This window comes from Phenylobacterium sp. RIFCSPHIGHO2_01_FULL_69_31, from assembly GCF_001824475.1.
GTDB lineage: Bacteria > Pseudomonadota > Alphaproteobacteria > Caulobacterales > Caulobacteraceae > Phenylobacterium.
Map to the genome: position 1 here is coordinate 183,300 of NZ_MHXN01000014.1, position 24,970 is coordinate 208,269.

Genomic DNA, 24,970 nt, shown 5'->3' on the forward strand with positions numbered 1-24,970 from the left:
CGCTACCGGGTGATTGTAACAATCCGATGCTAGGGCCGCCGGATGGGGTATGACCGGCTCTACTTCCTCAAGAAGGCCTACGCGATCTATCCGGGGGTGCTGGCCCCCGTGAGCGGCGGCTTCCTGGCCGAGCATTATCGCCAGCGACGGGCGACGCGGGGGCCGTTGCGCGCCGCCCTGGACGCTGCCGTCGGCCTGGGCTTCCGCGCCTGGATCCCGTGGCGGGCCCGCAAGGTGCAGCGGAAGTTTGGCCTGGAGGAGAGCTGGCGGGCGCGGGCCATCGAGATCGCCCGGGCGCGGTTCGCCGACCCGCAGGACGTGGCTCTCTTCCGGATCGAGGAGGCCGCGGCGCTGGACGGCTATATCCGCCGCTTCGAGGACGCGGCGCTCAACAAGCGCATCAATCCTCTCGGCTGGACCGCGGGCTGCGCCCTGGCCGACAAGGCGCTGTTCTACGACCGGTGCCGGGCCGCCGGTCTGCCGCATCCCGAGATCGTGGCCATCGTCGCGCGGGATCGGCTGGCGCCCGGCGCCGATCCAGCGGGCCGCGAGCTGGTCGCCAAGCCGGCGTACGGCGAAGGCGGCGACGGCCTGACCCTGCTGGGCGCCTTCGCGGACGCCGCCGACCTGGCCGCGCGGCTGCCCGCGACCCTCAAGACGGCGCGCGGGACCCTGGTGGTTCAGCCGCGCATAGCCACCCATCCGGCCCTGTCCGACCTCGCGCTGGACGCCCTGCCCACCGTCCGGGTCGTGACCATCCTGGACGAGGCGGGCGTCCCCGAGGTCGTCAGCGCGACGTTCCGCTTCGCCTCCGATCCCGCGGCCCGCGTGGACAACATGAAGGCCGGCGGCCTGATCTCGTCAGTCGACCTAGAGGATGGCGCCTTGGGTCTCGCCTGCAAGGGCTATGGCGGGGGCGATCATGAAAGACATCCGGTGACGGGCGCCCCGATCCTGGGCCGCAGGCTCCCCGACTGGACGGGCGTGAAGGCGCTGGCCGTGCGGGCCCATGCGGAGGCCTTCGCCGACTACGCCCTCATCGGCTGGGACATCGCCATGACGCCGGAGGGCCCGCTGCTGATCGAGGGCAACGGCAAGCCCGGTGTCCTGATGCCCCAGCGCGCCGCGCGCCGGGGCCTGGGCGAGGGCCGCTATGGCGAGCTGCTCGCTCATCATCTTGCCAACAAAGCGTAGCGGAGACGTCACGCCGGGCCGGTACGTCAGTACAGGAAGGCCCGTCGTCCCGGAGTCGGCCATGGGGAGCCGACCGCTCGCCGGTCCACGGATGTGGGAGAATCCGATGAGCCGTCACCCGACGCCGCGAAGCATTCCGGCGAGCCTCAAGCGCGCCCTCCGGATCCTGTTCATCGCCAAGCACGCCCGCTGGGAGGGCGGCTTGCACCCGGAAGACGGGACCCACGCCACCTATCACCGCGAGATGCGCTCCACGCTGGAGGCGATGGGCCTGAACCTGATGCTGGCCGACGACTACCGGGTGCTGTTCGACGAGCCGCTGGTGGACTTCGTCTTTCCGCTCCTGAACCGCGGCGGCTTCCTCAACTCCGAGATGATGCTGCCCCTCCTCTGTGAGCGGCAGGGCGTCCCGTACCTGGGCGCCAGCCCGATCCTGCGCGGCCTGGCCGACGACAAGCATCTCAGCAAGCGCGCCGCCCTGGCCCGGGGTATCCCGACCGCGCCGTGGGCCATCTTCCGCCAGGGCGCGCCGGTCGAGCAGGCGCAGGTCCCGACAGCCGAGCGCTATGTGATCAAGCCGAACGCCAGCTCGGCCAGCTGGGGCGTCGGCGACGCCTACGACTGGGCGGGCGTCCAGTCCGCGGTCATCCGCCTGCAGGAGGAGGGCCACGACGCCCTCGTCGAACCTTTCATCGCGGGCCACGATATCGAGGTCTCGGTCGTCACCGTCGACGGTGCGCCGGTGATCCTGCCGACCCACATCGTCGAGCAGGCCGATCCGGCCCTGCTGCGCACCTACCAGGAGAAGCGCAACCTCACCGCCGGCCAGGCCTACGAGATCCGGCCCCTGGCTGACCCGCAGGTGCTGGCGGTCGTCGAAGAGCGGGCCCGCGAGATGATGCGGGAGTTCACGCCCTTCGACTACGGGCGGTTCGAGTTCCGGATCGACGTGACCACGGGCGCGATCCAGTTCCTGGAGGTGAACCTCAACTGCAATCTCTGGTCCCGGAAGACCATCTCCATGGCGGCCGCCCAGATCGGCTGGAGCCACGGCGAGTTGATCGAGACCATCCTGGCCGAGAGCCTGCGCCGCCAGGGCCTCTTGGGACAGCGGCTCGATGTCGCGGCCTGACGTCCCGCCGTTCACGGCGATCGTGCTGGCCGCCCAGCGGGACGGGCGCGTCGATCCCCTGGCCGCCGAGGCGGGCGTGGCGAACAAGAGCCTGGCGCCGATCCAGGGGGCGCCGCTGGTCCGCCACGTGGTCGACGCCCTGCTCGCGACGCCCAGCCTCACCCGGATCCGCATCGTCGTGGAGCCGCAGGCTGAAGCGGCCATCGCCGAGGCCATGCCCCGCGGCGCGCCGGTGGACTTCGTGACCGCCGCCGACAACCTGGCCGACAGCGTCCATGCCGCCGCGGTCGGGGTCGGCGGCCCGATGCTCATCACGACGTCGGACAACGTGCTGCTGACGCCGGGCGCGGTGCGGGCCGTGCTGGCCCAGCTGGCGGGCGGGGCGGACGTGACCCTGGCCGTGGCGACGCGGGCCGCGGTGCTGGCCGCGCATCCGGAAGGACAGCGCCGGTTCTACCGCTTCGCCGACGACGCCTATTCCAACTGCAACCTCTACGCCCTGGCCGGCGCCGGCGCGCTGCGGGCGGCGGAGAGCTTTCGCAGCGGTGGGCAGTTCGCCAAGAAGCCGCTGCGGATGATCGCCGCGCTGGGGCCCGTCAACCTGGCCCTGATGCTGCTGGGACGGCTGACCCTGCGCGGCGCGCTCCGACGGGTTTCCCGCGGCTTCGGGCTGCGGGTCGAACCGGTGGTGCTTGCGGACGGATCGCACGCCATCGACGTGGACAACGCCCGCACCTACGCCTGCGCCGACGCCTTGCTGGCGCGCCGGCGGCAGGCGTTGGCCGCTTAACCCAGCCCGAAGTTCGAGAGCCAAGCGTAGAGGACCGACTCGCGGCGCTCCGCCGTCTGGATGTCGGTCATCAGGGTCGCGAGGCGTCCCTTGCCGTTGTCGCGGGCGGCGATGACCGACTGGTTGTAGGCGCGGATGTTGCTGGGGCCGACCGGGGCGGGCGGCGGCGGCGGCGCGGGGCGGGCGGCGGCGGCCTTACCGCGAGCCCCGCCCTTGGCGGCGGTCTGGACCGGCGCGGCGGGGGCGGATCCCGGCGGGCCGACTTCCGAGGCGCGGACATAGCCCGTCTGGCCGCCCACATCGACTTCCCACCAGCCGCCGTCGGCGGCGGCCACCTTGGCCTGCAGGGCGCTGCCGACGGGCAGGCTCTTCACGGGCGCGGCGGACGCCACCGGCGCCGAGCGGACGACGGCCGCCTTCACCGTCACCAGGGCCGGCGGGGCCGCGGCCGGGGCGGTGGACGGCGCCTCGCCCGACGCGCCCGCGCCCGAGCCCTTGGGCATCGACAGCTTGGTCACCGCCGGCGCCGCGGCATAGGCCGGCGCCTGGGAGCCCAGGACCTCGGCCTCGGACGTGCCGTCCGTCATGGCCCGGCCCTGGGTGAAGGTCTTGGCCATGCCCGTATGCTGCTCGACCACGCCGCCGGTGAGGTCGATGTCCTTCTTGAGCGCGCTGGTCAGCTCGGTGCGCTCGCGTCGGATCGCCTTGCGATCCTTGTCGTTGCTGGCGGTGGCCAGGCGGTTGTTGATGTCGGTGAGCTGCGCCGAGCGGCACTCCACCAAGGCCGCGCCGTTGTCGGCGATGGACCGGCTCACGGCCAGCTGCCGGCCGGCGTCCTGGTCGATGTTGAACGAGGCCTTCTTCAGGTCGCCGCCCGCCTCCTGCTCCTTGAGCTTGGCGTAGGCGTCGGCGGTGGCGACGATGGCCACCAGCACGGCGAGCGCGGCATAGGCCTTCATGCTGTCGCCGCCGCTGCCGCCGAAGCCGCCGTAGCCGCTGACGCCCGGCACATTGAGGCCCATGGCGCCGGTCAGCATGTCCTGGCCGAACATCAGCGAGGCGCCGCCGGATGGAGCCTGGCCGCCACCCGCCTGCTGCTGCGCCGCGCTCTGCATAGCCATGCCGCCCACGGCGCCCATCAGGTTGCCCATGCCGCCCAGGCCGCCGCCGAAGCCGCTGCCGAAGCCGCCGCCGCCGCGTCCGAACCCGCCGCTGGCCACGCCCTTGGCCAGCACCATGGCGCCGGTCTTCAGACCCTCGCCGATGGCGGCGCTCATCTTCGACTTCTTGAGGTCGTCGTACTCCTTGTCGAGCTTCTGCAGCGGCGCCCGCTGGGCCGCGCAGGCATTGAGCACCGCGTCCTTGCCGCCCTTGCCCTGGGCCATGACCGGCTGCACCGTCAGGCTGAGCAGCGCGACAGCGCTGACCGCCATACGCAGGCGGCGTGCGTTGCGAAGCGTTTCCATCGTCGTCCCCCGTCTTCCCGTCGTCTAGCTTTCGGCCCCGAGCCGTTCCAGTTCGCCGCGAGCGTCCTGGTCGCCGGCCGCAAGCGCCTTGCGGTAGTAGTCGATCGCCTTCTTCCGGTCGGCGCGCACGCCCTGGCCGGTCTCGTACATGATGCCGAGGTTTCGCATGGCGAGCGCGCTGCCCCGGTCGGCGGCGGCCTGGAACAGCCGCACCGCCTCGGCCGGATTGGCCCGCACGCCCGCCCCACGCGCGGTCATGCTGCCTAGGCCAAGATAGCCGCGGGCGTCACCGGCGTTTGCGGCCAACCGATAGTATTCTGCGGCGCGCGCATAGTCCTGCGGTAGTCCGCTACCGCTTTCGAGCATGACGGCCAGGCTGGACATCCCCTCGCTGTTGCCGGCCTCGGCGGCGCGTTGGTACCAGGTGGCCGCCTGGACCTCGTCCTTGGCCACCGCCTCGCCGTCCTCGTAGGCGTAGCCCAGGCGCACCATGGCGTCGGTGTCGCCGGCCACGGCCGCCCGCTCGTAGAGGGTGAACGCCCGCCGCGGATCGCGCGGCACGCCCTGGCCGCGCTCGTAGAGGTCGCCGAGCTGGGCGATTGAAGGACCGTCGCCGGCGTCCACCGCCTTCTGCAGCCATCCGGCCGCTTGGCGCGGATCCTGGGCCACGCCGCGGCCGCGCAGATAGGCCTCGGCCAGCATGCCCATGGCGGTGGCCGAGCCCTTGTCGGACGCCTTCTGCAGCCAGCCGAACCCGTCGCGTTCGTCCTTGGCTGTGCCGAAGCCGTTCAGGCGGCACAGGGCCCAGTTGACCATGCCGCCCGAATGGCCGGCGTCGGCGGAGGCCTTGAACCAGCGCGCGGCGGCGGCGGCGTCCTTGGGCGCGCCCTTGCCCGTGAGCGACATGACGCCGAGGTTGTACATGGCCGCGCCGTTGCCGGCCTTGGCGGCGGTGTTCCAGTCGCGGGCGGCGGCGGCGTAATCCCCGCGGGCGAAGGCCTCGCGGGCGCTGACCACCAGGTCCTGCCCGGGCTGGGCCGAGCGCGACGCCACCTGGAACGAGCCGGCGGGCAGTCTCTCGAGCGCCCGGATCCGGTTGGCGGCGAGCTTGCGGAAGGAGCCGGTGATCTCGCCGCGGTCCTGGGCCTCCATATAGGCCCTGAAGTCGGCCGGATCGTCCGAATCCTTGACCGTGTTCCAGAAGACCTGGTCCTTCTCCCACTTGATCTTGGTGAGGTCGGCGCCGCTGGCCGCGGCGGACTTGACCGGACCGTTGGGGTCGAAGCTCCAGTGCACATTGGGCCAGATGCCCTGCAGGTCGGGCGTCTGCTCGCCCTCGGTCATCCGCTCGACCTCGGCCTGCACGTAGCTGGGCAGCTCGCCTACGGTGATGCCGGGCCGGGTGAGGGCCTGGGTCAGGGCGATGGCGAACGGGCTGTTGGCGGCCCCGCCCGCGCCGTCCTGGGCCACCTGGCCGGGCCCGGCAGCCATCAGGGTGACGACGGCGACGCTGGTAGGGCCGGTCTCGCGGGCGAGGCCCCGGCTGTTGCCGCCGATGCTGCGGGTGGCGGTGGGATTGTTGCGGCAGGCGTCCAGGATGATCAGGCGCACGGCCTTGGCGCCCATCATCGCCTGGCCCAGGCGGGCGGACTCGACGGAGGTGCCGGTCAGGGCCGACTTGTTCGTGCTGAGGGCGTCCTTGGGAAGCAGGTAGTTGACGCCATCGATCATCGCGCCGTGGCCGGCGTAGTAGATGACCGCCGCCTCCGAACCCTTGGCGTCCTCCTCGAACTCGCCCAGGCCCTCGATCAGCTGGTTGCGGTTGGGGTCCGTCAGCACCTTCACCTGGAAGCCCAGCTTCTGCAGGGTGGTCTGCACCAGCCGGGCGTCCTTGGCCGGGTTCGCCAGGCTCGGGACCTTGTCGTACTTGGAGACGCCGACGATGAGGGCGACGCGCTGGGCCGCCCAGGCCCCGTTGACCGCCACGACGTTGATCACGACCGCCGCGAACACCGCCTTCCAGCGGCGCTTCGGCCAACGGCCGACACGGGGCGACGACGCCCTACGCATGACTTCCACCCTCCAGCCCAACCTTCACAGTACCCGAAAATCCGATACGGCGCCGCTTGCAAACGGCAAGCCGGCGGATTCGCGGAACATTCTCTTTATTCGTTGGAAGGGCGCGCTTGGAGGCGCCGGGCGTGCGGGTCGATGTCGCGCCTTCCCTCCGTCGCCGGGCGGCGGGGGGAAAGCGTCGGCCTCAGCGCCGGGGTTCGGGGTACTGAACCCGCGGCTTCAGGTTCTCGATGACGGCGCGGGCGTCGAAGGCCCGGACGTCGTCGGCGGGCTTGGCCCCCTTCTGCATCACGATCTCGGCCGAGGCCTCGAAACGCTCGACGGTGCGGACATCGACGCGGTCGGCCCAGAAGGGGTCGCCCCAGAAGGGATCCCAGCCGCGCCAGCCATAGCCGCTGCCGTAATACCGCCACGACGGCCGCCAGAAGCCGTAGGATCCGTACCAGGGCCGGTAGAAGGGATCGGGCTCGACGTAGGTCTGGGTCTTCTTGTCGGTGTCGCGGTCGACGATGGCGAACCAGTCGTAGCCGCTCTCGACCGTCAGCTCGGCGGCGCGGAAGAGGAGATACCCCTCCACCGTCTCGCGGCTGGTCAAAGAGTTGCCCATGAAGTTCACGCGATAGCGGTTGGGCTCCAACCGGATCTCGGAATAACCCCCGGCGGTCGACTGCCCCTTGACGTTGGGCTGGTAAGGCGTCGGCGTCGCACAGGCGGCGAGCCCGGCCGACAGGGCCAGGGCGACGACGAAAGCGGCTGATTTCCTTGACATTGTCGGATCTCGAACTCGAACAGCCCCTCTTGGGCGAACTTATATTTCACAACACTTCGCCGCAATTGTGGTTGCGGCGTATCAATCAGCCCGTCACCGCCAGCACATAGACGAGGCGGCCGAGGGCTCCGAACAGCAGTACGGCGACGGCCAGGGCCTGGATCAGGAAGCCGGCCTCGCGCTTCTTGGGGTCGGCCACATAGCCCAGCTGGTAGACGATGCGGCCCACGATCCAGGCCAGCCCGATCACGGCCGCCCAGAGATCGCTCCAGTAGACGGCAAACAGCCAGAGGGGCACGAGAAACAGCGGCAGCCATTCCAGGGTGTTGTGGTGCGCGCGGATCGTACGCTCCAGCACGGGATCGCCGGTCATCGTCGGCGCCTGGATCCCGCACTTGGCGCGGGCCTTGCCCACCTGGAGCCCCATCCAGAAGTAGACCAGCAGCGCCAGCAGGCTGACGATCGCGACGTAGGCGTGACTTTGCATGAGGCCTCCCGAGCCCGCGGCGAACAAGCGCCGCCGTTGCCGCGACAGTGGCGCCTTATGCGTCCCGGGGGAACCGATTGGATCGCGCCGCGCGTTCTACGGGGCGAACAGCCCTTGGGAGACTGCCGATGGACGTCGAATCCACGGCCATCCAGGCCATCGACTACGACCAGGACCACGAGAAGCTGCTCGTCCGCTTCGCCAGCGGCGAGCGCTACATCTATGTGGGCGTGCCGGGCGAGGTGCATCGCTCGTTCCTGGACGCGGACTCAAAGGGCCGCTTCTTCCAGGCCGAGATCCGCGACCAGTACCCTTACAACCGGCTGGAAACCTAACCGCTGCGCTTGTCGCGCTTGGCGGCCACGCGCAGGCGCAGGGCGTTGAGCTTGATGAAGCCCGCCGCGTCGCGGTGGTCGTAGGCGACCTTGCCCTCTTCGAAGGTGACCAGCTCCTGGTCGTACAGCGAATAGGGGCTGGTGCGGCCGATCACGGTCACGCCGCCCTTGTAGAGCTTCACCCGCACCTGGCCGGTGACGTTCTTCTGCGAGAGGTCGATGGCCGCCTGCAGCATCTCGCGCTCGGGGGCGAACCAGAAGCCGTTGTAGATGAGCGATGCGTACTTCGGCATCAGCTCGTCCTTCAGGTGCATGGCCCCGCGGTCGAGGGTGATCGATTCCATGCCGCGGTGGGCGTGGAGCAGGATCGTGCCGCCGGGGGTCTCGTAGACGCCGCGCGACTTCATGCCGACGTAGCGGTTTTCCACCAGGTCGAGGCGGCCGACGCCGTTGTCGTGGCCCAGCTGGTTCAGCTTGGTCAGCAGCGCGGCCGGCGACAGCTTCTCGCCGTCGATGGCCACGGGATCGCCGTTCTCGAAATCCATGGTGAAGACGGTCGGCTTGTCCGGCGCATCCTCGGGGCTGATCGTGCGCTGGTGGACGAACTCGGGCGCTTCGACCGCCGGGTCCTCGAGCACCTTCCCCTCAGAGGAGGAGTGCAGCAGGTTGGCGTCGACGCTGAACGGCGCCTCGCCGCGCTTGTCCTTGGTGATCGGGATCTGGTGCTTCTCGGCGAAGTCCAGCAGCGCCTCGCGGCTCTTGAAGTCCCACTCGCGCCAGGGCGCCACCACGTGGATGTCGGGCTCCAGGGCGTAGTAGGCGATCTCGAAGCGGACCTGGTCGTTGCCCTTGCCGGTCGCGCCGTGGGCCACCGCGTCGGCGCCGATCTTCCGGGCGATCTCGATCTGCTTCTTGGCGATCAGGGGCCGGGCGATCGAGGTGCCGAGCAGGTACTGGCCCTCGTAGACCGTGTTGGCGCGGAACATCGGGAAGACGTAGTCGCGGACGAACTCCTCCCGCACGTCCTCGACGAAGGCGTATTCCGGCTTCACGCCCAGGGTGATGGCCTTGTGACGCGCCGGCTCGACCTCCTCCCCCTGGCCCAGGTCGGCCGTGAAGGTCGCCACCTCGGCGCCCAGCTCGGTCTGCAGCCACTTGACGATGGTGGAGCTGTCGAGCCCGCCGGAATAGGCGAGGACGACCTTCTTGATGTCGGCCATGGGGTTGGGAGCCTTCGGAGAGAAGCGGAGACGTCGCGCCTTTAAGGGCAGGCGGCCCGAGGGTTCAAGGCGAAACCACGCCCTCGTCCTCCAGCGTGCGCAGACTGCCTCGCAGCCATGTCAGGCACACCACGGCGAACAGCCCCGCCAGCAGGGCGCGCGTGAGGAAGAGGATGACCGCCGACTGCAGGTCGTGGACCGCCAGCCGCGACAGGGCCGACAGCGCAAGGCCCAGCACCAGCGGCGTGCCGAACATCGCGCCCAGGGCGACGTTGCGGGCCAGCCGCCAGGTGGGACGGCCATCCTTGCCCCACTGCATCGGCATCCTCGCGTCGGCCGGCACGCGCTTCAGCGCGCCCCGGCTGGTGGAGGCGATCAGGGCCATGGCGACGATCCACAGGCCGTCGGCGATGAAGTGCAGGGCGGTGAGCATCTAGACGGTGACCTGGGTCCCCATCTCGACCACGCGGCCCGGCGGGATCTTGTAGAAGTCGGTCGGGTTGGCGGCGTTCTTCATCAGGAAAATGAACAGCTTGTCCTGCCAGAGCGGCATGCCCGATTGGGCGGAGGGGACCACGCTGCGCCTCCCTAAGAAGAACGACGTGGCCATGATGTCGAACTTCAGCCCCTGCTTGCGGCACAGGCCCAGGGCCTTGGGCACGTTCGGCTGCTCCATGAAGCCGTAGCCGATGATGACCTTCTTGAAGTCCTCGTTCACCGGCTCGATCCGCACGCGGTTGTCGTCGCTGACCCGCGGCGTCTCGGCGGTGTGCACCGACAGGATAATGTTCTTCTCGTGCAGCACCTTGTTGTGCTTGAGGTTGTGCATCAGCGCGACCGGGGCGGTGTCCGGATCGCTCGTCAGGAAGATCGCCGTGCCCGGCGCCCGGTGCGGCGCGCGCGCCTTGAGGATGTCGGCAAGCTCAGTGAGCGAAACGCTGTCGCGCCGCGTCTTGTCGGTGAGGATCTGGGCGCCGCGGGTCCAGGTCCACATGATCACCACCAGGGCCGCGCCCAGGACGAGGGGCAGCCAGGCGCCGTCGAAGAACTTCAGGAGGTTGGACGTGATGAAGACCACGTCCAGGGCGCCGAAGGCGAGCGAGGCGCCCGCAGCCTGCCAGACCGGCCGCTTCCACATGTACCGCACGATGTAGAAGAACAGCAGGGTGTCGACGAACATCGAGCCGGTGACCGCGATGCCGTAGGCCGAGGCCAGGTTCGACGAGGTGCGGAACATCACCAGCAGCACCAGGACGCCCACCAGCAGGAAGGTGTTCACCTGCGGGACATAGATCTGGCCGGCCTGGGTTTCGGACGTCCGCCGGATGTCGATGCGCGGGAACAGTCCGAGCGATACCGCCTGCTGGGTCATGGAGAAGGCGCCGGTGATCACCGCCTGGCTGGCGATGATGGCGGCCAGGGTCGCCAGCAGCAGGACGGGCCAGTAGGCGACCTCGGGGATCATGTCGAAGAAGGGGTTGGCGCGGGACTCCGGGTGCGCCAGCACCAGGGCGCCCTGGCCGAAGTAGTTCAGGACCAGGGCCGGCAGGCAGAGGCCCAGCCACGCCACGCGGATCGGTCCTTTCCCGAAGTGCCCCATGTCGGCGTACAGCGCCTCGGCGCCGGTCACCGCCAGGAAGACGCTGCCCAGGATGATGAAGCCCAGAAAACCGTTGTCGATCAGGAACATGACGCCGTAGTGCGGCGACACGGCGCGCAGGATCGAGAAGTCGTCCGAAATGTGGAGCAGGCCGAGGCCGGCCAGGGTCAGGAACCACACGGCGGTTATGGGCCCGAAGAACCTGGCCATGCTGGCCGTGCCGCGCGACTGCACCAGGAACAGGCAGATCAGGATGAACGCCGAGATCGGCAGCACCAGGTCGCCGGCGCGCGCCGGCACGCCCGGCGCGTCCCTGAGCCCCTCCACGGCGCCCAGCACCGAGACCGCCGGCGTGATGATGCCGTCGCCGTAGAACAGCGCCGCGCCGAGGACTCCCAGGAAGAAGATGATCCGCGAGCGCCCGCCGGGGCTGACCCGCTGGGCCAAGGCCATCAGGGCCAGGGTGCCGCCCTCGCCCTTGTTGTCGGCGCGCATCAGGAAGACGACGTACTTGATCGTCACGATCAGGATCAGGGCCCAGGTGATCAGCGAGACCACGCCCAGGACGGCCATCTCGCCGCCGCCGCCGCCGCGGCTGTGCCCCAGGGCCTCGCGCATGGCGTAGAGCGGGCTGGTGCCGATGTCGCCGAACACCACGCCGACGGACCCGAGCGCCAGCGCCCAGAATCCTTCCTTCTTCGAGCCGTGCCCGTTCTGGGATTGCGACGTGTCTTCGGACGCCTTTTGAGCGTCGACCGACGGATCAGCCATCCAATATCTCCGAAGGGTCCCGAAAGACCCTCGTTCGCGGCCCGATGCCGTCGCGGCGGGCGCGAATACACCCAATCCGAACGGCGTACAATCGCACGACCTCCGTCGCAGGTGTCGCAGCCCAGCTTGCGCCTTGAACGGGGCGACTGTCGCTCTAGTTTCGACGCGAACGGTTCGGGGGCCCGGAATGGATCGAAAACTGGCGCTCGTGACCGGCGCGTCGGCAGGCATCGGGGCCGCCTTCGCCCGTATCCTGGCCAGCCACGGGTACGACCTGGCGCTCACCGCCCGACGGATCGAGCGCCTGGACGCCCTGGCCGAGGAGATCCGGCTGCGCTGGGGCGTCCAGACCCTGACGGTGGCCGCCGACCTCGCCGAGCCCGAGGCGCCGGGCGACATCCTGGACCACCTGACCGCGCACGGCCGCACCGTGGACTGCCTGGTGAACAACGCCGGCTACGGCCTGCCCGGCGGCTACGGCGAGACGCTCTGGAAGGACCAGGCCGCCTTCATCCAGGTCATGACCACGGCGTCCTGCGAACTGGCGCACCGGGTGCTGGGCGGAATGCGGCAGCGCCGGTTCGGGCGGATCGTCAACGTCGCCTCCCTGGCGGGGCTGGTCCCGCCGGCGGCCGGCCACACGCTCTACGCCGCGTCGAAGGCGTTCCTGGTGCGGTTCTCCCAGAGTCTGCACCTGGAAGTCGCCGGGGACGGCGTTCACGTCTCGGCCCTGTGCCCGGGCTTCACCTGGTCCGAATTCCACGACGTGAACGGCACCCGTGAGCTGGCCAGTTCGTCCACGCCGGCCTGGCTCTGGATGGGCGCCGACGAGGTCGCCGCGGCGGGCTACGAGGCGGTGGAGGCCAACCGCGCCGTCTGCGTTCCTGGTGCGCCCAACAAGGCCATCGCCGCCATCGCGAAGGCCGTGCCGGAGGACTGGGTCCTGGGCCTGATGGCGTCGCAGGGCAGCCGCTTCCGCAAGCTCTAGTGCCCGTAGGGGTTGGCGACGCCGGGGCGGATGAAGCCGGTGGTGCTCTCGGCGAAGCCGGCCAGGATGAACTGGATCGCCAGGGCGCAGAGGATCAGCCCCAGAACCCGGACCACGATGGTCAGGCCGATCCGGCCCAGGATCCTGGTGATGATCGGCGTCGCCAGGAACGACAGGAAGGTGGCCAGCGCCACCCCGCCGATGACGCCCACGCCGATGGCGGCGCCCTGCAGGCCGAAGCTGCGGGCCTGGCTGGCATAGATCACCACGGTGGAGATCGCGCCCGGACCGATCAGCAGCGGCATGGCGAAGGGCACGATCATCCGCTCGAACCGCTTGCGGACATAGGCGCGCCCCGTGACGACCGGCGCGTCCGCGGCCTCGGTGAAGGTGGCGGTGAAGTCGTCGCGGGCCATCTCCAGCCCCAGCAGGAACAGGATGATGCCGCCGGCGATGCGGAACGCGGGCAGCGAGATGCCGAAGAACTCCAGCAGGCTGAGGCCCGAGAAGTAGAACAGCGTCAGGAAGCCCAGGACGAAGAGCGAGATGTAGAGCGAGATCCACGCCCGATCGCGCGATTTCGCGCCGGCCGTCGCGGCGGCAAACAGCGGGACGTTCCCGACCGGGTCGATCAGGGCGAACAGGGCGACGAAGAAGTTGACCGCGAACTCGGCCTGGCTCATGTCAGGGTCTTAGCCCAATTCGAAGACGGCGGGCCACCCTGCCGCCCAACCCGGAGCCAGAACCATGGCCGCCGCAACCGTGCTCGCGCAACCGTCCGTGAAGGCCGATCCGCGCCTGATCATTCCGCTGGACCTGCCCTCGGTGGCCGAGGCGCGGGCGATGGTCGAGGCCCTGGGCGAGGCCGTCGCCTTCTACAAGGTCGGCCTGGAGCTGTTCGCCGGCGGCGAGGGCATGACCCTGGCCCGCGAGCTGAAGGCGGCCGGCAAGCAGGTGTTCCTGGACTGGAAGCTGCACGACATCGGCACCACGGTGCAGCGCGCGACCGCGGTGCTGGCCGGCTCGGGCTGCGACTTCCTGACGGTGCACGGCGAGCCCCAGGTGATGGCCTCGGCGGTGCGGGGCCGGGGGGCGTCGAACCTCAAAATCCTCGCCGTGACCGTGCTGACCAGCCTGACGGACGAAGACCTGATCGAGACCGGCTACCACGAGACCGCCCGCGCCCTGGTCGAGCGCCGCATCCACCAGGCCATTGCCGCCGGCTGCGACGGGGTGATCGCCAGCCCGCACGAGGCCGAGCTGGCGCGCAAGCTCGGCGGCAAGGACTTCCTCGTGGTGACCCCGGGCGTACGCCCCGACTGGGCCGCCAAGAACGACCAGGCGCGCGCCGCGACACCCTCCGACGCCCTGAAGGCCGGCGCCAGCCACATCGTCTGCGGCCGTCCCATCACCGCCGCCAACGATCCCCAGGCCGCCGCCCGGCGCGTGGCGGCGGAGATGCTAGGGGTTTAACGAGCCGCTTCCTCCCCGTCGGGGGAGGCGGCCCGAAGGGAAGGGGGGTCTCCAGGGCCGTTGAAGACCCCCTCAGTCGGCATTCGCCGACAGCTCCCCCGACGGGGGAGCAATCAAAAATCCACCGCGATGCCCTTGCGCTCCCAGTCGCCAAAGCGGGTGGGCTCGGGGCCCTTGGGGCCGCCTTCTTCATAGGCGCGGGCGGCCTCAGCCTCGGCGGCGTGGCGGGCGGCGGCCTCTTCCAGGGCGCGGCGGGCGGCGGGCGTCAGCGCCTTGTCGGGGGCGGCGTTGGGCGGGAGATCGTCCATGCCCTTGATCTAATCCCTTGCGCGCGCCGGCCCAAGAGGGCACGCCGCCGCCGTGACTTCGACCGATACGCCTGAAGACGTCCGCGGCCTGCCCGCACGCGCCGCCGCCCTCGACCTCCTGACCACCGCCCTGTCGCGGCGGGCGGGTCTGGACGAAGGGCTTTCGCACCCGGCCCTCGCGGCGCTGGAGCCGCGGGACCGCGCTTTCGCCCGCGCCCTGGTGATGGCCACCCTGCGCTGGCTGGGACCCATCGACACCGCCCTGCAGGCGCGACTGAAGAAGGCGCCGCCCGAGCGGATCGTGAACGTGCTGCGCCTGGGCGCGGCCCAGCTGCTGGTGCTGAAGACGCCGGCGCACGCGGCGGTGGGGGCGACGGTCGATCTGGCCGCCGCCCAGAAGGGCGGGGCGGCGCTGAAAGGACTGGTCAACGCCGTGCTGCGCGGCCTGACGCGCGAGCCGCCGAACCTCGACGATCCCGACCTGATGGCGCCCACCTGGCTGGCCGCACGGTGGCGTGCCGCCTATGGCCCGGACAACGCCGCCGCCATCGCCGCCCTGATCGGCGCGGAGCCTGCGACCGATGTGACGCCCAAGGCTGACGCGGGCGACCTGGCGTCCGCGCTGGAGGCCGAGCCCCTGCCGGGCGGCAGCCTGCGCGTGGGGCTGAAGGGCGAGGTCTCGACGTGGCCCGGCTTCGCCGAAGGCCGCTGGTGGGTGCAGGACGCCTCGGCCGCCATCCCCGCGCGGCTACTGGGGGTGAAGGCCGGAGAGACTGCGCTGGACATGTGCGCCGCGCCGGGTGGCAAGACGCTACAGCTCGCCGAGGCGGGCGCGAAGGTAACCGCCCTCGACCGCTCGGCCGGCCGCATCAAGCGGGTGTCCGAGAACCTCGCCCGCACCGGGCTCACCGCCGAGGTGGTGGTCGCCGACGGTGCGGACTGGAGCGACGGGCGGACCTTCGACGGCGTGCTGCTGGACGCGCCCTGCTCGGCCACCGGCACCTTCCGCCGCCACCCCGACATGCTGTGGGTGGCGAGCCCGGCGGACATCCCCAAGCTCTCCAGCGTCCAGACCCGGCTGCTGGCCAGCGCCGCCAGGCGGGTGAAGCCCGGCGGCCGGCTGGTCTACTGCGTCTGCTCGCTGGAGCTGGAGGAGGGCGAAGGCCAGGTGGCTACCTTCCTGTCGCGCCATCCCGACTTCGCCCTCGAGCCGATGACGCCCGGCGAAGGCGGGGCGCCCGAGGCCAGCCTGCGCGCGGACGGGACCCTGCGGATCCTGCCGCAACATCGCGCGGGCGGGACGGACGGCTTCTACGTCGCCCGGATGAGGCGGCAGGCGTGAGCGCGGCGTCATGGGCCTTCGCTGCCACGCGTGATTGGCAGTAGGGCCCGCATCAGGCTAAGCGGAACCATGGCCAGCAGGACCATCATCGCCCCTTCGATCCTCGCCTCCGACTTCGCGCGGCTGGGGGAGGAGGTTGCCGCCATCGAGGCCGCCGGCGCCGACTGGGTGCATGTGGACGTGATGGACGGCCACTTCGTGCCGAACATCACGATCGGGCCGGACGTGGTGAAGGCGCTGCGGCCACATGCCAAGATCCCGTTCGACTGCCACCTGATGATCGCCCCGGCCGACCCGTATATCGAGGCCTTCGTGAACGCCGGGGCCGACTACGTCAGCGTCCACCCCGAGGCGGGGCCACACCTGAACCGGACGCTGAAGCAGATCCGCAAGCTGGGGGCGAAGGCCGGCGTGGTGTTCAACCCCTCGACCGACCCGTCGGTGATCCAGTGGATGATGGACGAGATCGACCTGATCCTGGTCATGTCGATCAACCCGGGCTTCGGCGGCCAGACGTTCATGCACTCCCAGCTTCGCAAGATCGAGGCGCTGCGGAAGATGATCGACGCCGAGGGCCGGGACATCCCGCTCGAGGTGGACGGCGGGGTCACGCCTGAGACCGCGCCCCTGTGCATCGCCGCGGGGGCCACGGCCCTGGTGGCCGGAACCGCCGTCTTCCGCGGCGGGGCGGAGCTTTACGCCGCCAACATCGCCGCCCTCCGGGGCTGAGCCGCCCTTGGCCGGGCTCCGCGCGCCACCGCTTCCCGGCCGCCACCTGGCGCGGGCCCTGGTCGTCGGCGGCGGGCGGATCCTGACGGAGGAGTGGCGCAGCGCGGCCCTCAACCGATGGCTTACCGCCCGGCCGCGGCCCACCGGCTTTAGCCTGCAGCCGCGCGACTTCCGCCCGGCGGACGCTGAGGCCGGCCGCGCCATCCTGGCCGGCGCCTTCGTCCACGACGGCGTGACCTTGGTGGTGGGCGTGCGGGGGGATCCCTGGGACCGTCCCAGCCCGACGAAGGCCTTCGCCGAGGCCCTGCACCGGTTCGACTGGCTGCCCGACCTGATCGCCGCCGGCCCGGAGGGGGCGGCCGAGGCCCTGCGCCTGGTGCTGGACTGGCGCCGGGTATTCGGAACCTGGAACGCGTTTTCCTGGGCGCCGGAGGTCATGGCGCGCCGGGTGTTCAACCTGGCCTGCGCGGGGCCGCTGCTGGCTGCCCGTGCGTCCGAGGCCGAGACGGCGAAGATCGCCGGCGACCTGGCCCGGCAGGCGCGCGACCTCCTGGGGCCGGGCAGCGTGGCGACGGCGGCCGAGCGGGCGGCTTGCGCGGCGGTGGCTGGGGTCTCCCTGCGCGGGCCGGCAGGCAAGCGGCTGCTGGACCGGGCGCTGGGCAAGCTGGGCCGCGCGCTGGACCTGACCGTCGGGGCCGAGGGCGGCCACGCCTCGCGCCGCCCCGACCTGGCGCTGGAGCTGCTGTTCGATCTGCAGACCCTCGACGAGGCCATGGTCCAGCGCGGCCTGGCCGCTCCCGACGCCGTGCAGCGGGCGATCGACCGCCTGGCCGCGACCGTGCGCTTCTTCACCCTGGCCGATGGAGCCCTCGCGGCTTTTCACGGCGGGGCGGCGCGTTCGGCGTCCTATGTGGCGGCGGCCCGCGCACAGGACGAGACCGGCGACCGTCCGGCGGCCAACGACCTCGGCGGCTACCAGCGGCTCGAGGCGCGCACATTGGAAATCGTGGCGGACGCCGCCCCGCCGCCCCGCGGCGCCTGGAGCGAGCACGCCTGCGACCAGCCGCTGGCGATGCAGGTGCTGGTGGGCGGCCGCCGGCTGATCGACGCGGGCGCCGGGCGGGGGATCGCCAGCGCCTGCACGGTCGAGGTGGGCGAACTGCCTGACGCGCGCGTGCTGCGGGGCTTTCCCGCCCGGGTGTTGGGTGCGCGCCTGGCCGCGCCCGCCGCAGCGGTGAACGCCCAGCGGCACGAGGCTCCCGGCGCCGTGTGGCTGGATCTCGCGCACCATGGCTGGATGGCGAAGCACGGGCTGGTGCACCAGCGGCGGCTCTACCTCGACACCCAGGCCGGCGAGCTGCGGGGCGAGGACCGGTTGACGCCCACCGCCCGGGCGCAGGGTCCCGACGGCCGGCACTTCGTCCCCTACGCCCTGCGCTTCCCGCTGCACCCCGGCGTGCAGGCGCTGGTGTCGCAGGACAGGCGGAGCGTGCTGCTGCGTCCGATCAGCGGCCACGAGGGGTGGATCCTGCGTAACGACGCCCTCGACATCGCTTTGGAACCTCTGGCCGGCGGGCGGGGCCTGCAGCTCGTGCTGCGGGGCCAGCGGCGGGCGGACTCCGGCGCCCGGGTGCGGTGGAAGCTCGCGCCGGCCCGCCAGCAGATTGACGGGCCGAAGGCGCAGGCGTAAGGCGCGCCCATTCCGCGTGACTGGCGACTAAAGGTGGGCGACCACCGGGGAGCGCGGACTGCAGACCGCCGCGCGCCTGGGCATTTTCCTGATCGAACCTCAGAGGAGAATGCCGTGCCCGCAGCCCCCGATTTCCCGCCCTCGCCCGACAAGGTCGTGGTCCGCCGCGCCCTGATCTCGGTGTCCGACAAGACCGGCCTGATCGAGGCGGCCCAGAAGCTGGCGGCGCTCGGCGTCGAGCTGGTCTCCACCGGCGGCACCCGCAAGGCGATCGCCGACGCGGGTCTGCCGGTGAAGGACGTGGCCGACCTGACGGGCTTCCCGGAGATGATGGACGGCCGGGTGAAGACCCTGCATCCGGTGGTCCACGGCGGCCTCCTGGGCGTGCGCGACGCCCCCGCCCACAGGGTGGCCATGGACGAGCACGGGATCGGCGCGATCGACCTCGTCTACGTCAACCTCTACCCCTTCGAGCAGACGGTGGCCGCCGGCGGCGACTACGAGACCTGCGTCGAGAACATCGACATCGGCGGGCCGGCGATGATCCGATCGGCGGCGAAAAACCACGGCTACGTCGCCATCTGCACCGATCCGACCGATATGGCCGAGGTGCTGGCCGAGCTGGCGGACGGCGGGGCGACATCTCTGGCCTTGCGCAAGACCCTGGCGGCGCGGGCCTATGGCCGGACGGCGGCCTATGACGCGGCGATCTCGACCTGGTTCGCGGGCGCCCTGGGCGAGACCGCGCCGAAGCGCCTGGCCTTCGCCGGCGAGCTTGTCCAGACGATGCGCTACGGCGAGAACCCGCACCAGTCGGCCGCCTTTTACCGCTTCCCGAACCCCCGGACGGGCGTCGCCACGGCCCGGCAGCTCCAGGGCAAGGAGCTGAGCTACAACAACATCAACGACACCGACGCGGCCTTCGAGCTGATCGCCGAGTTTGACCCGGCGAGCGGCCCCGCCTGCGCGATCATCAAGCACGCCAATCCGTGCGGGGTCGCCACCGGCGCCTCGATGGCGGAGGCCTACGACCGGGCGCTGGCGTGCGACCCCACCAGCGCGTTCGGCGGCATCGTGGCGCTGAACTCGACGCTGGACGCCGCCACGGCCGCAAAGATCCTGGAGATCTTCACCGAGGTGGTGATCGCTCCGGACGCCGATCCGGACGCCGTGGCGCTGTTTGCGAAGAAGAAGAACGTGCGCCTGCTGACCACCGGCGGCCTGCCCGACCCGGCGGCGGCCGGGAACACCTTCCGCTCGGTGGCCGGCGGCTTCCTGGTGCAGAGCCGTGATGCGGCTCGCCTGACGCCCGCGGACCTGACGGTGGTGACCAAGCGCGCGCCGACGGACGAGGAGGTGCGGGACATGCTGTTCGCCTTCACCATCGCCAAGCACGTGAAGTCGAACGCCATCGTCTATGCCCGCGCGGGCCAGACCCTGGGCGTCGGCGCCGGCCAGATGAACCGAAAGGACTCGGCTCGGATCGCCGCCCTCAGGGCCGCGGACTTCGGCCTGGATCTGAGGGGCTCGGCCTGTGCGTCGGAAGCGTTCTTCCCGTTCCCGGACGGCCTCATCCAGGCGGCGGACGCGGGGTGCACCGCGGTGATCCAGCCCGGCGGCTCCATCGGCGACGACAAGGTCATCGCGGCCGCCGACGACCGCGGCCTAGCCATGGTGTTCACCGGCGTGCGGGTCTTCCGGCACTAAAGCCATCGTCCCGGTTGGCGGCGCCAACCGGGACGACATCCCAGTAGGTGTTAGATCGAGCGTCCCAGCCTGCGGGCGGCGCCTTCGGTGCGCGGCGTCTGGAGATCGGCCAGCACCTCGTCCAGCTGGCCGAGCTCGGCGGTCAGCGCCTCGCGGCGGCGTTCCAGCTTGCGTAGGGCGCAGTCGTGGCCGCGGCCGTCCTCGTCGGCGCTGAGCACCTCTTCGATGTCGGGCAGTGAGACGCCGGCCTTGCGCAGGCGGGCGATCCATTCCAGCCGGCCGCGGGCGACGGGGTCGTAGTAGCGGGCGTTCAGCCGGTCGCGGCGGGCCTCGACCAGCCCCTTTTCCTCATAGAAGCGCAGCGCGCGGGCGGTCAGGCCGAACAGGCGCATGGCGCCCGACATGCCGAGCCGGGGCAGGTGGTGGATGTTCTCTCTGGTCATGGCTTCCATCCCGTTGGAGACCGGAGATCTACACAAGCCAGTGAAGTTGTACGGGGCCTGCGAGGCGACGCTCCGGAACACTCGCCGCGGAATACGCGCTATTTTCCCTCGCAGCTCAAATGACATCGTGCGAAGAGTTGGCCTTCGCGGGCGCCGCATTTGTGAAATTGTAAAATGCGATACAAGCTCTTCGTCGGACCCAAGGTGCGCAGCTTGCGCGCCCGGAACGGATGGCGGCTGGAGGCCTGCGCCCGCAAGCTCGGCATCTCGGTGAGTTATCTTTCCCAGATCGAGGCCAACCAGCGGCCGGTCACCGACCGCGTGCTGATGGGCCTGATCGAGACCTTCGGCGTCCCGGCCGAAACCTTCGAGGCCGATGGCGACCAGCGCCTGCTGGCGGACCTGCGGGAGGCCGTGGCCGAGAGCGGCTCGGCCGAGGTTCCCATCCCGCTCAGCGAGCTGCGCCAGGTGGCCCAGCAGTCGCCGGGGCTGGCCCGCCGGTTCCTGGACCTGCACCGCGCCAACCACCGCCTGGCCGAGCGCCTGAAGCTGACCGAGGAGGCGGTGGCCCTGGACGAGGCCATGTCGGCCAGCTCGCTGCTGCCCTACGAAGAGGTCCGCGACTTCTTCCACTTCAAGGACAACTACATCGACAGCCTGGACCGGGCGGCCGAGGACCTGGCCCAGGAGATCGGCCTGGACCAGCCGGCGTCGGCGGACATGCTGCTGGAAATGTACCTGCGCGAGCGGCTGGGCGTGCGTGTGCGCTATGCGCCGCTGGGCGACGTGATGCGCCGCTACGACCCGGCCGTGCACGAGCTGTGGCTGAACACCGCCCAGCCCGCCGCCACCCGGGCCTTCCAGATGGCGTTCCACGTGGCGGTGGCGAACCTCTCGGACATCATCGAGGCCGAGCTCAGCGACGCGCGGTTCAAGAGCCCGGAGGCGGTGGACGTCTGCCGCATCGGCCTGGGCAACTACGCCGCCGGCGCCCTCCTGACGCCCTACCGCCGGTTCGCGGCCGCGGCGCGGGAGCAGCGGCACGACGTGGAGCAGCTCGCCGCCCACTTCGGGGCCAGCCTGGAGCAGGTGTGCCACCGGCTCTCCACCCTCCAGCGTCCGGGCCAGCGGGGGGTGCCATTCTATTTCGTGCGGCTGGACTATGCGGGAAACATCACCAAGCGGCACAGCGCCACGCGGTTCCGGTTCGCCCGGTTCGGCGGCGCCTGCCCGCTGTGGAACGTGCACGACGCGGTGGCCTCGCCGGACCGGTTCCTGGTGCAGGTGGCGTCCATGCCGGACGGCGACCGCTACCTCTGCGTAGCGCGGGCGGTGGTGAAGCGGTCGGAGAGCTACTTGGCGCCCGACCGCCGCTATGTGCTGGGCTTCGGCTGCGAGATCGCCCACGCCCATGAGCTGGTCTATTCCGAAGGTCTGGACCTCAAGGGGCCCGCCGCGCCGATCGGGGTCAGCTGCCGGATCTGCGAGCGCGACGACTGCGCCCAGCGGGCCTTCCCGCCGGTGGACCGGCGGCTCAGCGTGCCCAAGCACGAGCGCCGCACGGTGCCGTTCCGGCTGGGAAGCTAGGCCAGGGCCATCCGACGGCGGCGGAGGACCGAGCCGGCCGCGCCGAAGCCCAAGATCATCATCGCCCAGGTGGCGGGCTCGGGAACCCCGGCCACCGGCGTGCCGGTGACGACGAGATTGTCGAGCTGCAGGCCCCGCCCGGTGGCGAAGTAGTCGGACTGGAACTGGAAGCGCAGGTCCACGGTCCCGCCAGCGAACTGGCTCAGGTCGAAGGTGGCCCGGCCGGCCTTCGTCCCGGAGACGCCGGTGTCCCCGAGCCGGGAGAGGTTGTTGCTCATCGGCGCGTAGACGCCGGCCGTGATGGGCGACAGCAGGCCCGCCTTGGGCTCGAACACGCCGGTGTCCGAGGCCACGACGTTGAAGCCGTCGTAGCGGGCTTCCGAGACGATGTCGAAGTCGAACACCAGCAGGGCGTCGAGGTACTGCGTCAGGTCCAGCGAGAGCTGGTAGAAGGAGTACTCGTAGTCCCGGTAGCCGCCCGTCGCGTGGCCGACGATGCCGTTGCCGACCCGGAAGTTGCCGCTCACCTGCTCTTGCGCGGTGAGCCCGCCCGAGAAGTTCTGCCGAAAGATCTGGGCCGCCTCGGCGCCGGTGGCCATGGAGGCCGCACAGGCCAGGGCGGCGAGGGAAACAAGCTTACGCACGCTGTTACTCCGTCTGTTGCTGGGATCGCGGCGAAACTGACGGGCGGTCGGGGCGCCGTCAGCCGCCGGGCGACCTGCGCCGGTCCGCCTGCGCCGCATCGACGAACCCCGGCGGGACGCCGACCAGGGCGGCTCGCGGACCCACCGGCCTTTCGACCGGACCGGACGAGCCTGCGACGAACCCTGGCGTCCGGACCCCACGCCTGCGCTATGGTCGCCGCAATGCCAGCCGCCTTCATCCGCGAGATCGACCGCAAGACCGCCCGCCAGGCCCTTTGGCTGACCCTGGCGGTGTGGGGCCTCGACATCGTCTTCAACCTGCTGCCGATCGCCATCGACGGCCGGGCCAACGCAGCGGTGGGCGCCAGCGTCCTGCTCATCGCGGTGGTCGGCTGCGGCCTGTCGCTGATCGTCTACCGGGTGATGGCGCGGCTGCGACATCGGTCGGCGGCGGTCCGCTACGGGGCGCTGGTCGGGCTGGCCCTGACCTGCGGGGCGGTGAACTCGCTGGCCGACCTGACCCTCGGCGGCGCACTGCGCGACCTGATCGACCCCGCCGCGGCGCAGCTTGCCAACCAGCGCCTGGTGTTTCGGGGTATCAGCAACCTATTCGGCCTGTCGTGGATGTATGGGCTGCTGGGGGCGTTCTACATGATGCTGCAGGCCAACCGGGCGCTGCTGGAGCACGAGCGCCAGCTTGCCGACGCCCGCACCGCCGCGGCCGAGGCCGAGGGCCAGGCCACCGCCGCCCGGCTCGCCGCGCTCCGCTACCAGCTCAACCCCCACTTCCTGTTCAACACCCTGAACGCCGTCTCGTCCGCCGTCATCACCAAGCGTAACGCCGAGGCGGAGGACATGCTGGAGAAGCTGGCCGGCTTCCTGCGGGTGACGCTGGCGGCCGATCCGGAAGGGATGATCCCGCTGGAGGACGAGCTGGCCAACATCCAGGCCTATCTGGAGATCGAGAGCGTCCGCTTCCGCGACCGGCTGGGCGTGGATTTCTCGTGTCCCGACGACCTGCGCGGCGCCGTGGTGCCCAGCTTCATCCTGCAGCCGCTGATCGAAAACGCGGTCAAGCACGGGGTCTCGCGCGCCACCGGCGCGGTCACCGTCCGCCTCGAGGTCGCGCGCGATGGCGACGACCTGGTGGTGCTGGTCGAGGACGACGCTGAGCGGCTGGGCGAGCCGGCCCAGGGCGGCGGCGTCGGCCTGAAGAACATCCGCCAGCGGCTCGAGGTCCTGTACGGCCCGCGCGGCGTGCTCCAGACCACGGCGCGCGAGCGGGGATTCCTCGCGATGGTTCGGATGCCGCTGATCCGGACGCTGAAGCCGAAAGCGGCGCGGCGGGTGGCCTGATATGCGCGTGCTGCTGGTGGACGACGAGCCCGCCGCGCTGGAGCGGCTGCAGGCGCTGTTCGAGCAGATCTCGGGGGTCGAGGTCGTCGGCGTGGCGCGCAACGGGCGCGAGGCCCTGGAGCAGATCCAGGCGCTGACCCCCGACCTCGTCATGCTGGACATCCAGATGCCGGAACGCAGCGGCCTGTCGGTGGCCGCGACGCTGCCGGCCGACGAGCGCCCGGAAATCGTCTTCGTCACCGCGTTCGAGATGTACGGCGCCGACGCCTTCGACGTGGAAGCGGCCGACTATCTGCTGAAGCCGGTGCGTTTCGACCGGCTGCGCCAGGCGGTGGAGCGGGCCCGCCGGCGCCGCGCCCTGCGCGAAGCGCCGCCTGAGGTCCCGCCGGTGGCGGCCGAGGCCGTGTCGTTCTGGGTGCCGGGGCGCAACGGCCACGTGCGGGTCTCGGCCGCAGACCTCGACTGGATCGAGGCGGCGCGGGACTATGTGCTGCTGCACACCCCCACGCGCAGCCACATCCACCGGCTGACCATGACCGCGCTCGAGGAAATGCTCGACCCCACGATGCTGACCCGCGTCCACCGCTCGGCCTTCGTGAACCTCAGCCGGGTCCAGGAGGTGCAGCGTCTGGGGAAGGGCCTGATCGCACTCGTGCTGCGCGATGGCGTGAACGTCGCGGTGGGCCCCACCTATGTGAAGGCGGTCCTCGCACGGCTGGGTCTCAACGCCACGGCCTGAGGTCGTTCGTCGACGCAAGGGCGGCGTCCATCGCACGGGGCGTGCGGCCAAGGCCCGCGGCGGGCACGGTCATCGGGCTGACGCCGATCCAGGGGCCGCAATTTTCCCCGTGGCCCCGGACCCG

24 protein-coding genes and 1 riboswitch are annotated in these 24,970 nt (G+C 70.9%); of the genes, 13 read left to right on the forward strand and 11 right to left on the reverse strand.

All coding sequences use genetic code 11. The annotated features are described in order from the left end of the window. The first annotated feature begins 42 nt into the window (after positions 1–42). The 3 genes from A2790_RS10210 to A2790_RS10220 all read left to right on the forward strand — a co-directional run bounded on the left by A2790_RS10210 (position 43) and on the right by A2790_RS10220 (position 3,116). A complete protein-coding gene (locus A2790_RS10210; protein WP_293390818.1) occupies positions 43–1,194 on the forward strand; it encodes a sugar-transfer associated ATP-grasp domain-containing protein in 1,152 nt (383 codons plus the stop codon). Positions 1,195–1,300: 106 nt separating this feature from the next. Continuing rightward, a complete protein-coding gene (locus A2790_RS10215) occupies positions 1,301–2,326 on the forward strand; it encodes a hypothetical protein (protein ID WP_293390820.1) in 1,026 nt (341 codons plus the stop codon). Beyond that, complete coding sequence (locus A2790_RS10220) at positions 2,313–3,116, forward strand: NTP transferase domain-containing protein (RefSeq protein ID WP_293390822.1); 804 nt, start codon at positions 2,313–2,315, stop codon at positions 3,114–3,116. Before A2790_RS10215 ends, A2790_RS10220 begins: the two co-directional genes overlap by 14 nt. On the opposite strand, the gene A2790_RS10225 is transcribed toward A2790_RS10220, so the two are convergent. The 4 genes from A2790_RS10225 to A2790_RS10240 all read right to left on the reverse strand — a co-directional run bounded on the left by A2790_RS10225 (position 3,113) and on the right by A2790_RS10240 (position 7,914). Beyond that, positions 3,113–4,582 (reverse strand): hypothetical protein, encoded by a 1,470-nt coding sequence (locus tag A2790_RS10225; protein ID WP_293390823.1) that lies wholly within the window; start codon positions 4,580–4,582, stop codon positions 3,113–3,115. The genes A2790_RS10220 and A2790_RS10225 overlap by 4 nt on opposite strands. A 24-nt stretch (positions 4,583–4,606) precedes the next feature. Further along, positions 4,607–6,652, reverse strand: coding sequence for a caspase family protein (locus A2790_RS10230; RefSeq protein WP_293390825.1), 2,046 nt, complete (start codon positions 6,650–6,652; stop codon positions 4,607–4,609). Between the two features lie 190 nt (positions 6,653–6,842). Then, positions 6,843–7,427, reverse strand: coding sequence for a hypothetical protein (locus A2790_RS10235; RefSeq protein WP_293390827.1), 585 nt, complete (start codon positions 7,425–7,427; stop codon positions 6,843–6,845). Positions 7,428–7,512: 85 nt separating this feature from the next. Then, a complete protein-coding gene (locus A2790_RS10240; protein ID WP_293390829.1) occupies positions 7,513–7,914 on the reverse strand; it encodes an MAPEG family protein in 402 nt (133 codons plus the stop codon). A gap of 128 nt (positions 7,915–8,042) precedes the next feature. Between A2790_RS10240 and A2790_RS10245 the strand changes: the two genes are divergently transcribed. After that, the gene (locus A2790_RS10245; RefSeq protein WP_293390832.1) at positions 8,043–8,249 is read left to right on the forward strand and encodes a KTSC domain-containing protein; all 207 of its coding nucleotides are present in this window, start codon (positions 8,043–8,045) and stop codon (positions 8,247–8,249) included. On the opposite strand, the gene A2790_RS10250 is transcribed toward A2790_RS10245, so the two are convergent. From A2790_RS10250 to A2790_RS10260, 3 genes are all read right to left on the reverse strand, one after another. Continuing rightward, positions 8,246–9,469 carry an argininosuccinate synthase gene (locus A2790_RS10250; protein WP_293390835.1) on the reverse strand — a complete coding sequence of 408 codons (1,224 nt, stop codon included), beginning with the start codon at positions 9,467–9,469 and terminating at the stop codon, positions 8,246–8,248. The two genes, A2790_RS10245 and A2790_RS10250, sit on opposite strands and share 4 nt — an antisense overlap. Positions 9,470–9,533: 64 nt before the next feature. Further along, complete coding sequence (locus A2790_RS10255; RefSeq protein WP_293390837.1) at positions 9,534–9,902, reverse strand: hypothetical protein; 369 nt, start codon at positions 9,900–9,902, stop codon at positions 9,534–9,536. After that, positions 9,903–11,840: a potassium transporter Kup gene (locus A2790_RS10260; protein WP_293390840.1), complete on the reverse strand. Its 1,938-nt coding sequence runs from the start codon at positions 11,838–11,840 to the stop codon at positions 9,903–9,905. Between the two features lie 187 nt (positions 11,841–12,027). Between A2790_RS10260 and A2790_RS10265 the strand changes: the two genes are divergently transcribed. Next, complete coding sequence (locus A2790_RS10265) at positions 12,028–12,828, forward strand: SDR family oxidoreductase (protein WP_293390843.1); 801 nt, start codon at positions 12,028–12,030, stop codon at positions 12,826–12,828. Here A2790_RS10265 and A2790_RS10270 read toward each other — a convergent pair. Beyond that, a complete protein-coding gene (locus A2790_RS10270; protein WP_293390846.1) occupies positions 12,825–13,511 on the reverse strand; it encodes a MarC family protein in 687 nt (228 codons plus the stop codon). The genes A2790_RS10265 and A2790_RS10270 overlap by 4 nt on opposite strands. A gap of 97 nt (positions 13,512–13,608) precedes the next feature. Here A2790_RS10270 and pyrF point away from each other — a divergent pair, with 97 nt between their 5' ends. Beyond that, positions 13,609–14,301 carry an orotidine-5'-phosphate decarboxylase gene (pyrF, locus tag A2790_RS10275; RefSeq protein ID WP_293391433.1) on the forward strand — a complete coding sequence of 231 codons (693 nt, stop codon included), beginning with the start codon at positions 13,609–13,611 and terminating at the stop codon, positions 14,299–14,301. Positions 14,302–14,414: 113 nt separating this feature from the next. Here pyrF and A2790_RS10280 read toward each other — a convergent pair whose 3' ends face one another. Further along, positions 14,415–14,609 carry a DUF1674 domain-containing protein gene (locus A2790_RS10280; protein WP_293390848.1) on the reverse strand — a complete coding sequence of 65 codons (195 nt, stop codon included), beginning with the start codon at positions 14,607–14,609 and terminating at the stop codon, positions 14,415–14,417. A 52-nt stretch (positions 14,610–14,661) separates the two neighbouring features. Here A2790_RS10280 and A2790_RS10285 point away from each other — a divergent pair, with 52 nt between their 5' ends. The 4 genes from A2790_RS10285 (at position 14,662) to purH (ending at position 20,077) form a co-directional block, all read left to right on the forward strand. Continuing rightward, positions 14,662–15,951, forward strand: coding sequence for an RsmB/NOP family class I SAM-dependent RNA methyltransferase (locus A2790_RS10285; protein ID WP_293390851.1), 1,290 nt, complete (start codon positions 14,662–14,664; stop codon positions 15,949–15,951). A gap of 69 nt (positions 15,952–16,020) precedes the next feature. Next, the gene (rpe, locus tag A2790_RS10290) at positions 16,021–16,680 is read left to right on the forward strand and encodes a ribulose-phosphate 3-epimerase (RefSeq protein WP_293390854.1); all 660 of its coding nucleotides are present in this window, start codon (positions 16,021–16,023) and stop codon (positions 16,678–16,680) included. 7 nt (positions 16,681–16,687) lie between these two features. Continuing rightward, positions 16,688–18,370 (forward strand): heparinase II/III family protein, encoded by a 1,683-nt coding sequence (locus A2790_RS10295; protein ID WP_293390857.1) that lies wholly within the window; start codon positions 16,688–16,690, stop codon positions 18,368–18,370. Positions 18,371–18,376: 6 nt separating this feature from the next. Further along, positions 18,377–18,459: riboswitch (ZMP/ZTP riboswitch) on the forward strand. A gap of 25 nt (positions 18,460–18,484) precedes the next feature. Beyond that, positions 18,485–20,077, forward strand: a complete 1,593-nt coding sequence (gene purH, locus A2790_RS10300; RefSeq protein ID WP_293390860.1) for a bifunctional phosphoribosylaminoimidazolecarboxamide formyltransferase/IMP cyclohydrolase — start codon at positions 18,485–18,487, stop codon at positions 20,075–20,077. A 50-nt stretch (positions 20,078–20,127) separates the two neighbouring features. Here the strand turns inward: purH and A2790_RS10305 are convergent, their stop codons facing one another. Further along, positions 20,128–20,520: a MerR family transcriptional regulator gene (locus tag A2790_RS10305; RefSeq protein WP_293390863.1), complete on the reverse strand. Its 393-nt coding sequence runs from the start codon at positions 20,518–20,520 to the stop codon at positions 20,128–20,130. 174 nt (positions 20,521–20,694) lie between these two features. Between A2790_RS10305 and A2790_RS10310 the strand changes: the two genes are divergently transcribed. After that, positions 20,695–22,107: a short-chain fatty acyl-CoA regulator family protein gene (locus tag A2790_RS10310; protein ID WP_293390866.1), complete on the forward strand. Its 1,413-nt coding sequence runs from the start codon at positions 20,695–20,697 to the stop codon at positions 22,105–22,107. Here A2790_RS10310 and A2790_RS10315 read toward each other — a convergent pair. Beyond that, positions 22,104–22,751: a PEPxxWA-CTERM sorting domain-containing protein gene (locus tag A2790_RS10315; protein ID WP_293390869.1), complete on the reverse strand. Its 648-nt coding sequence runs from the start codon at positions 22,749–22,751 to the stop codon at positions 22,104–22,106. The genes A2790_RS10310 and A2790_RS10315 overlap by 4 nt on opposite strands. Before the next feature lie 222 nt (positions 22,752–22,973). Between A2790_RS10315 and A2790_RS10320 the strand changes: the two genes are divergently transcribed. Both A2790_RS10320 and A2790_RS10325 read left to right on the forward strand, forming a co-directional pair. Beyond that, positions 22,974–24,107 carry a histidine kinase gene (locus A2790_RS10320; RefSeq protein WP_293390872.1) on the forward strand — a complete coding sequence of 378 codons (1,134 nt, stop codon included), beginning with the start codon at positions 22,974–22,976 and terminating at the stop codon, positions 24,105–24,107. 1 nt (position 24,108) lies between these two features. After that, the gene (locus tag A2790_RS10325) at positions 24,109–24,846 is read left to right on the forward strand and encodes a LytTR family DNA-binding domain-containing protein (RefSeq protein ID WP_293390875.1); all 738 of its coding nucleotides are present in this window, start codon (positions 24,109–24,111) and stop codon (positions 24,844–24,846) included. The last annotated feature ends 124 nt before the right edge of the window (positions 24,847–24,970 follow it).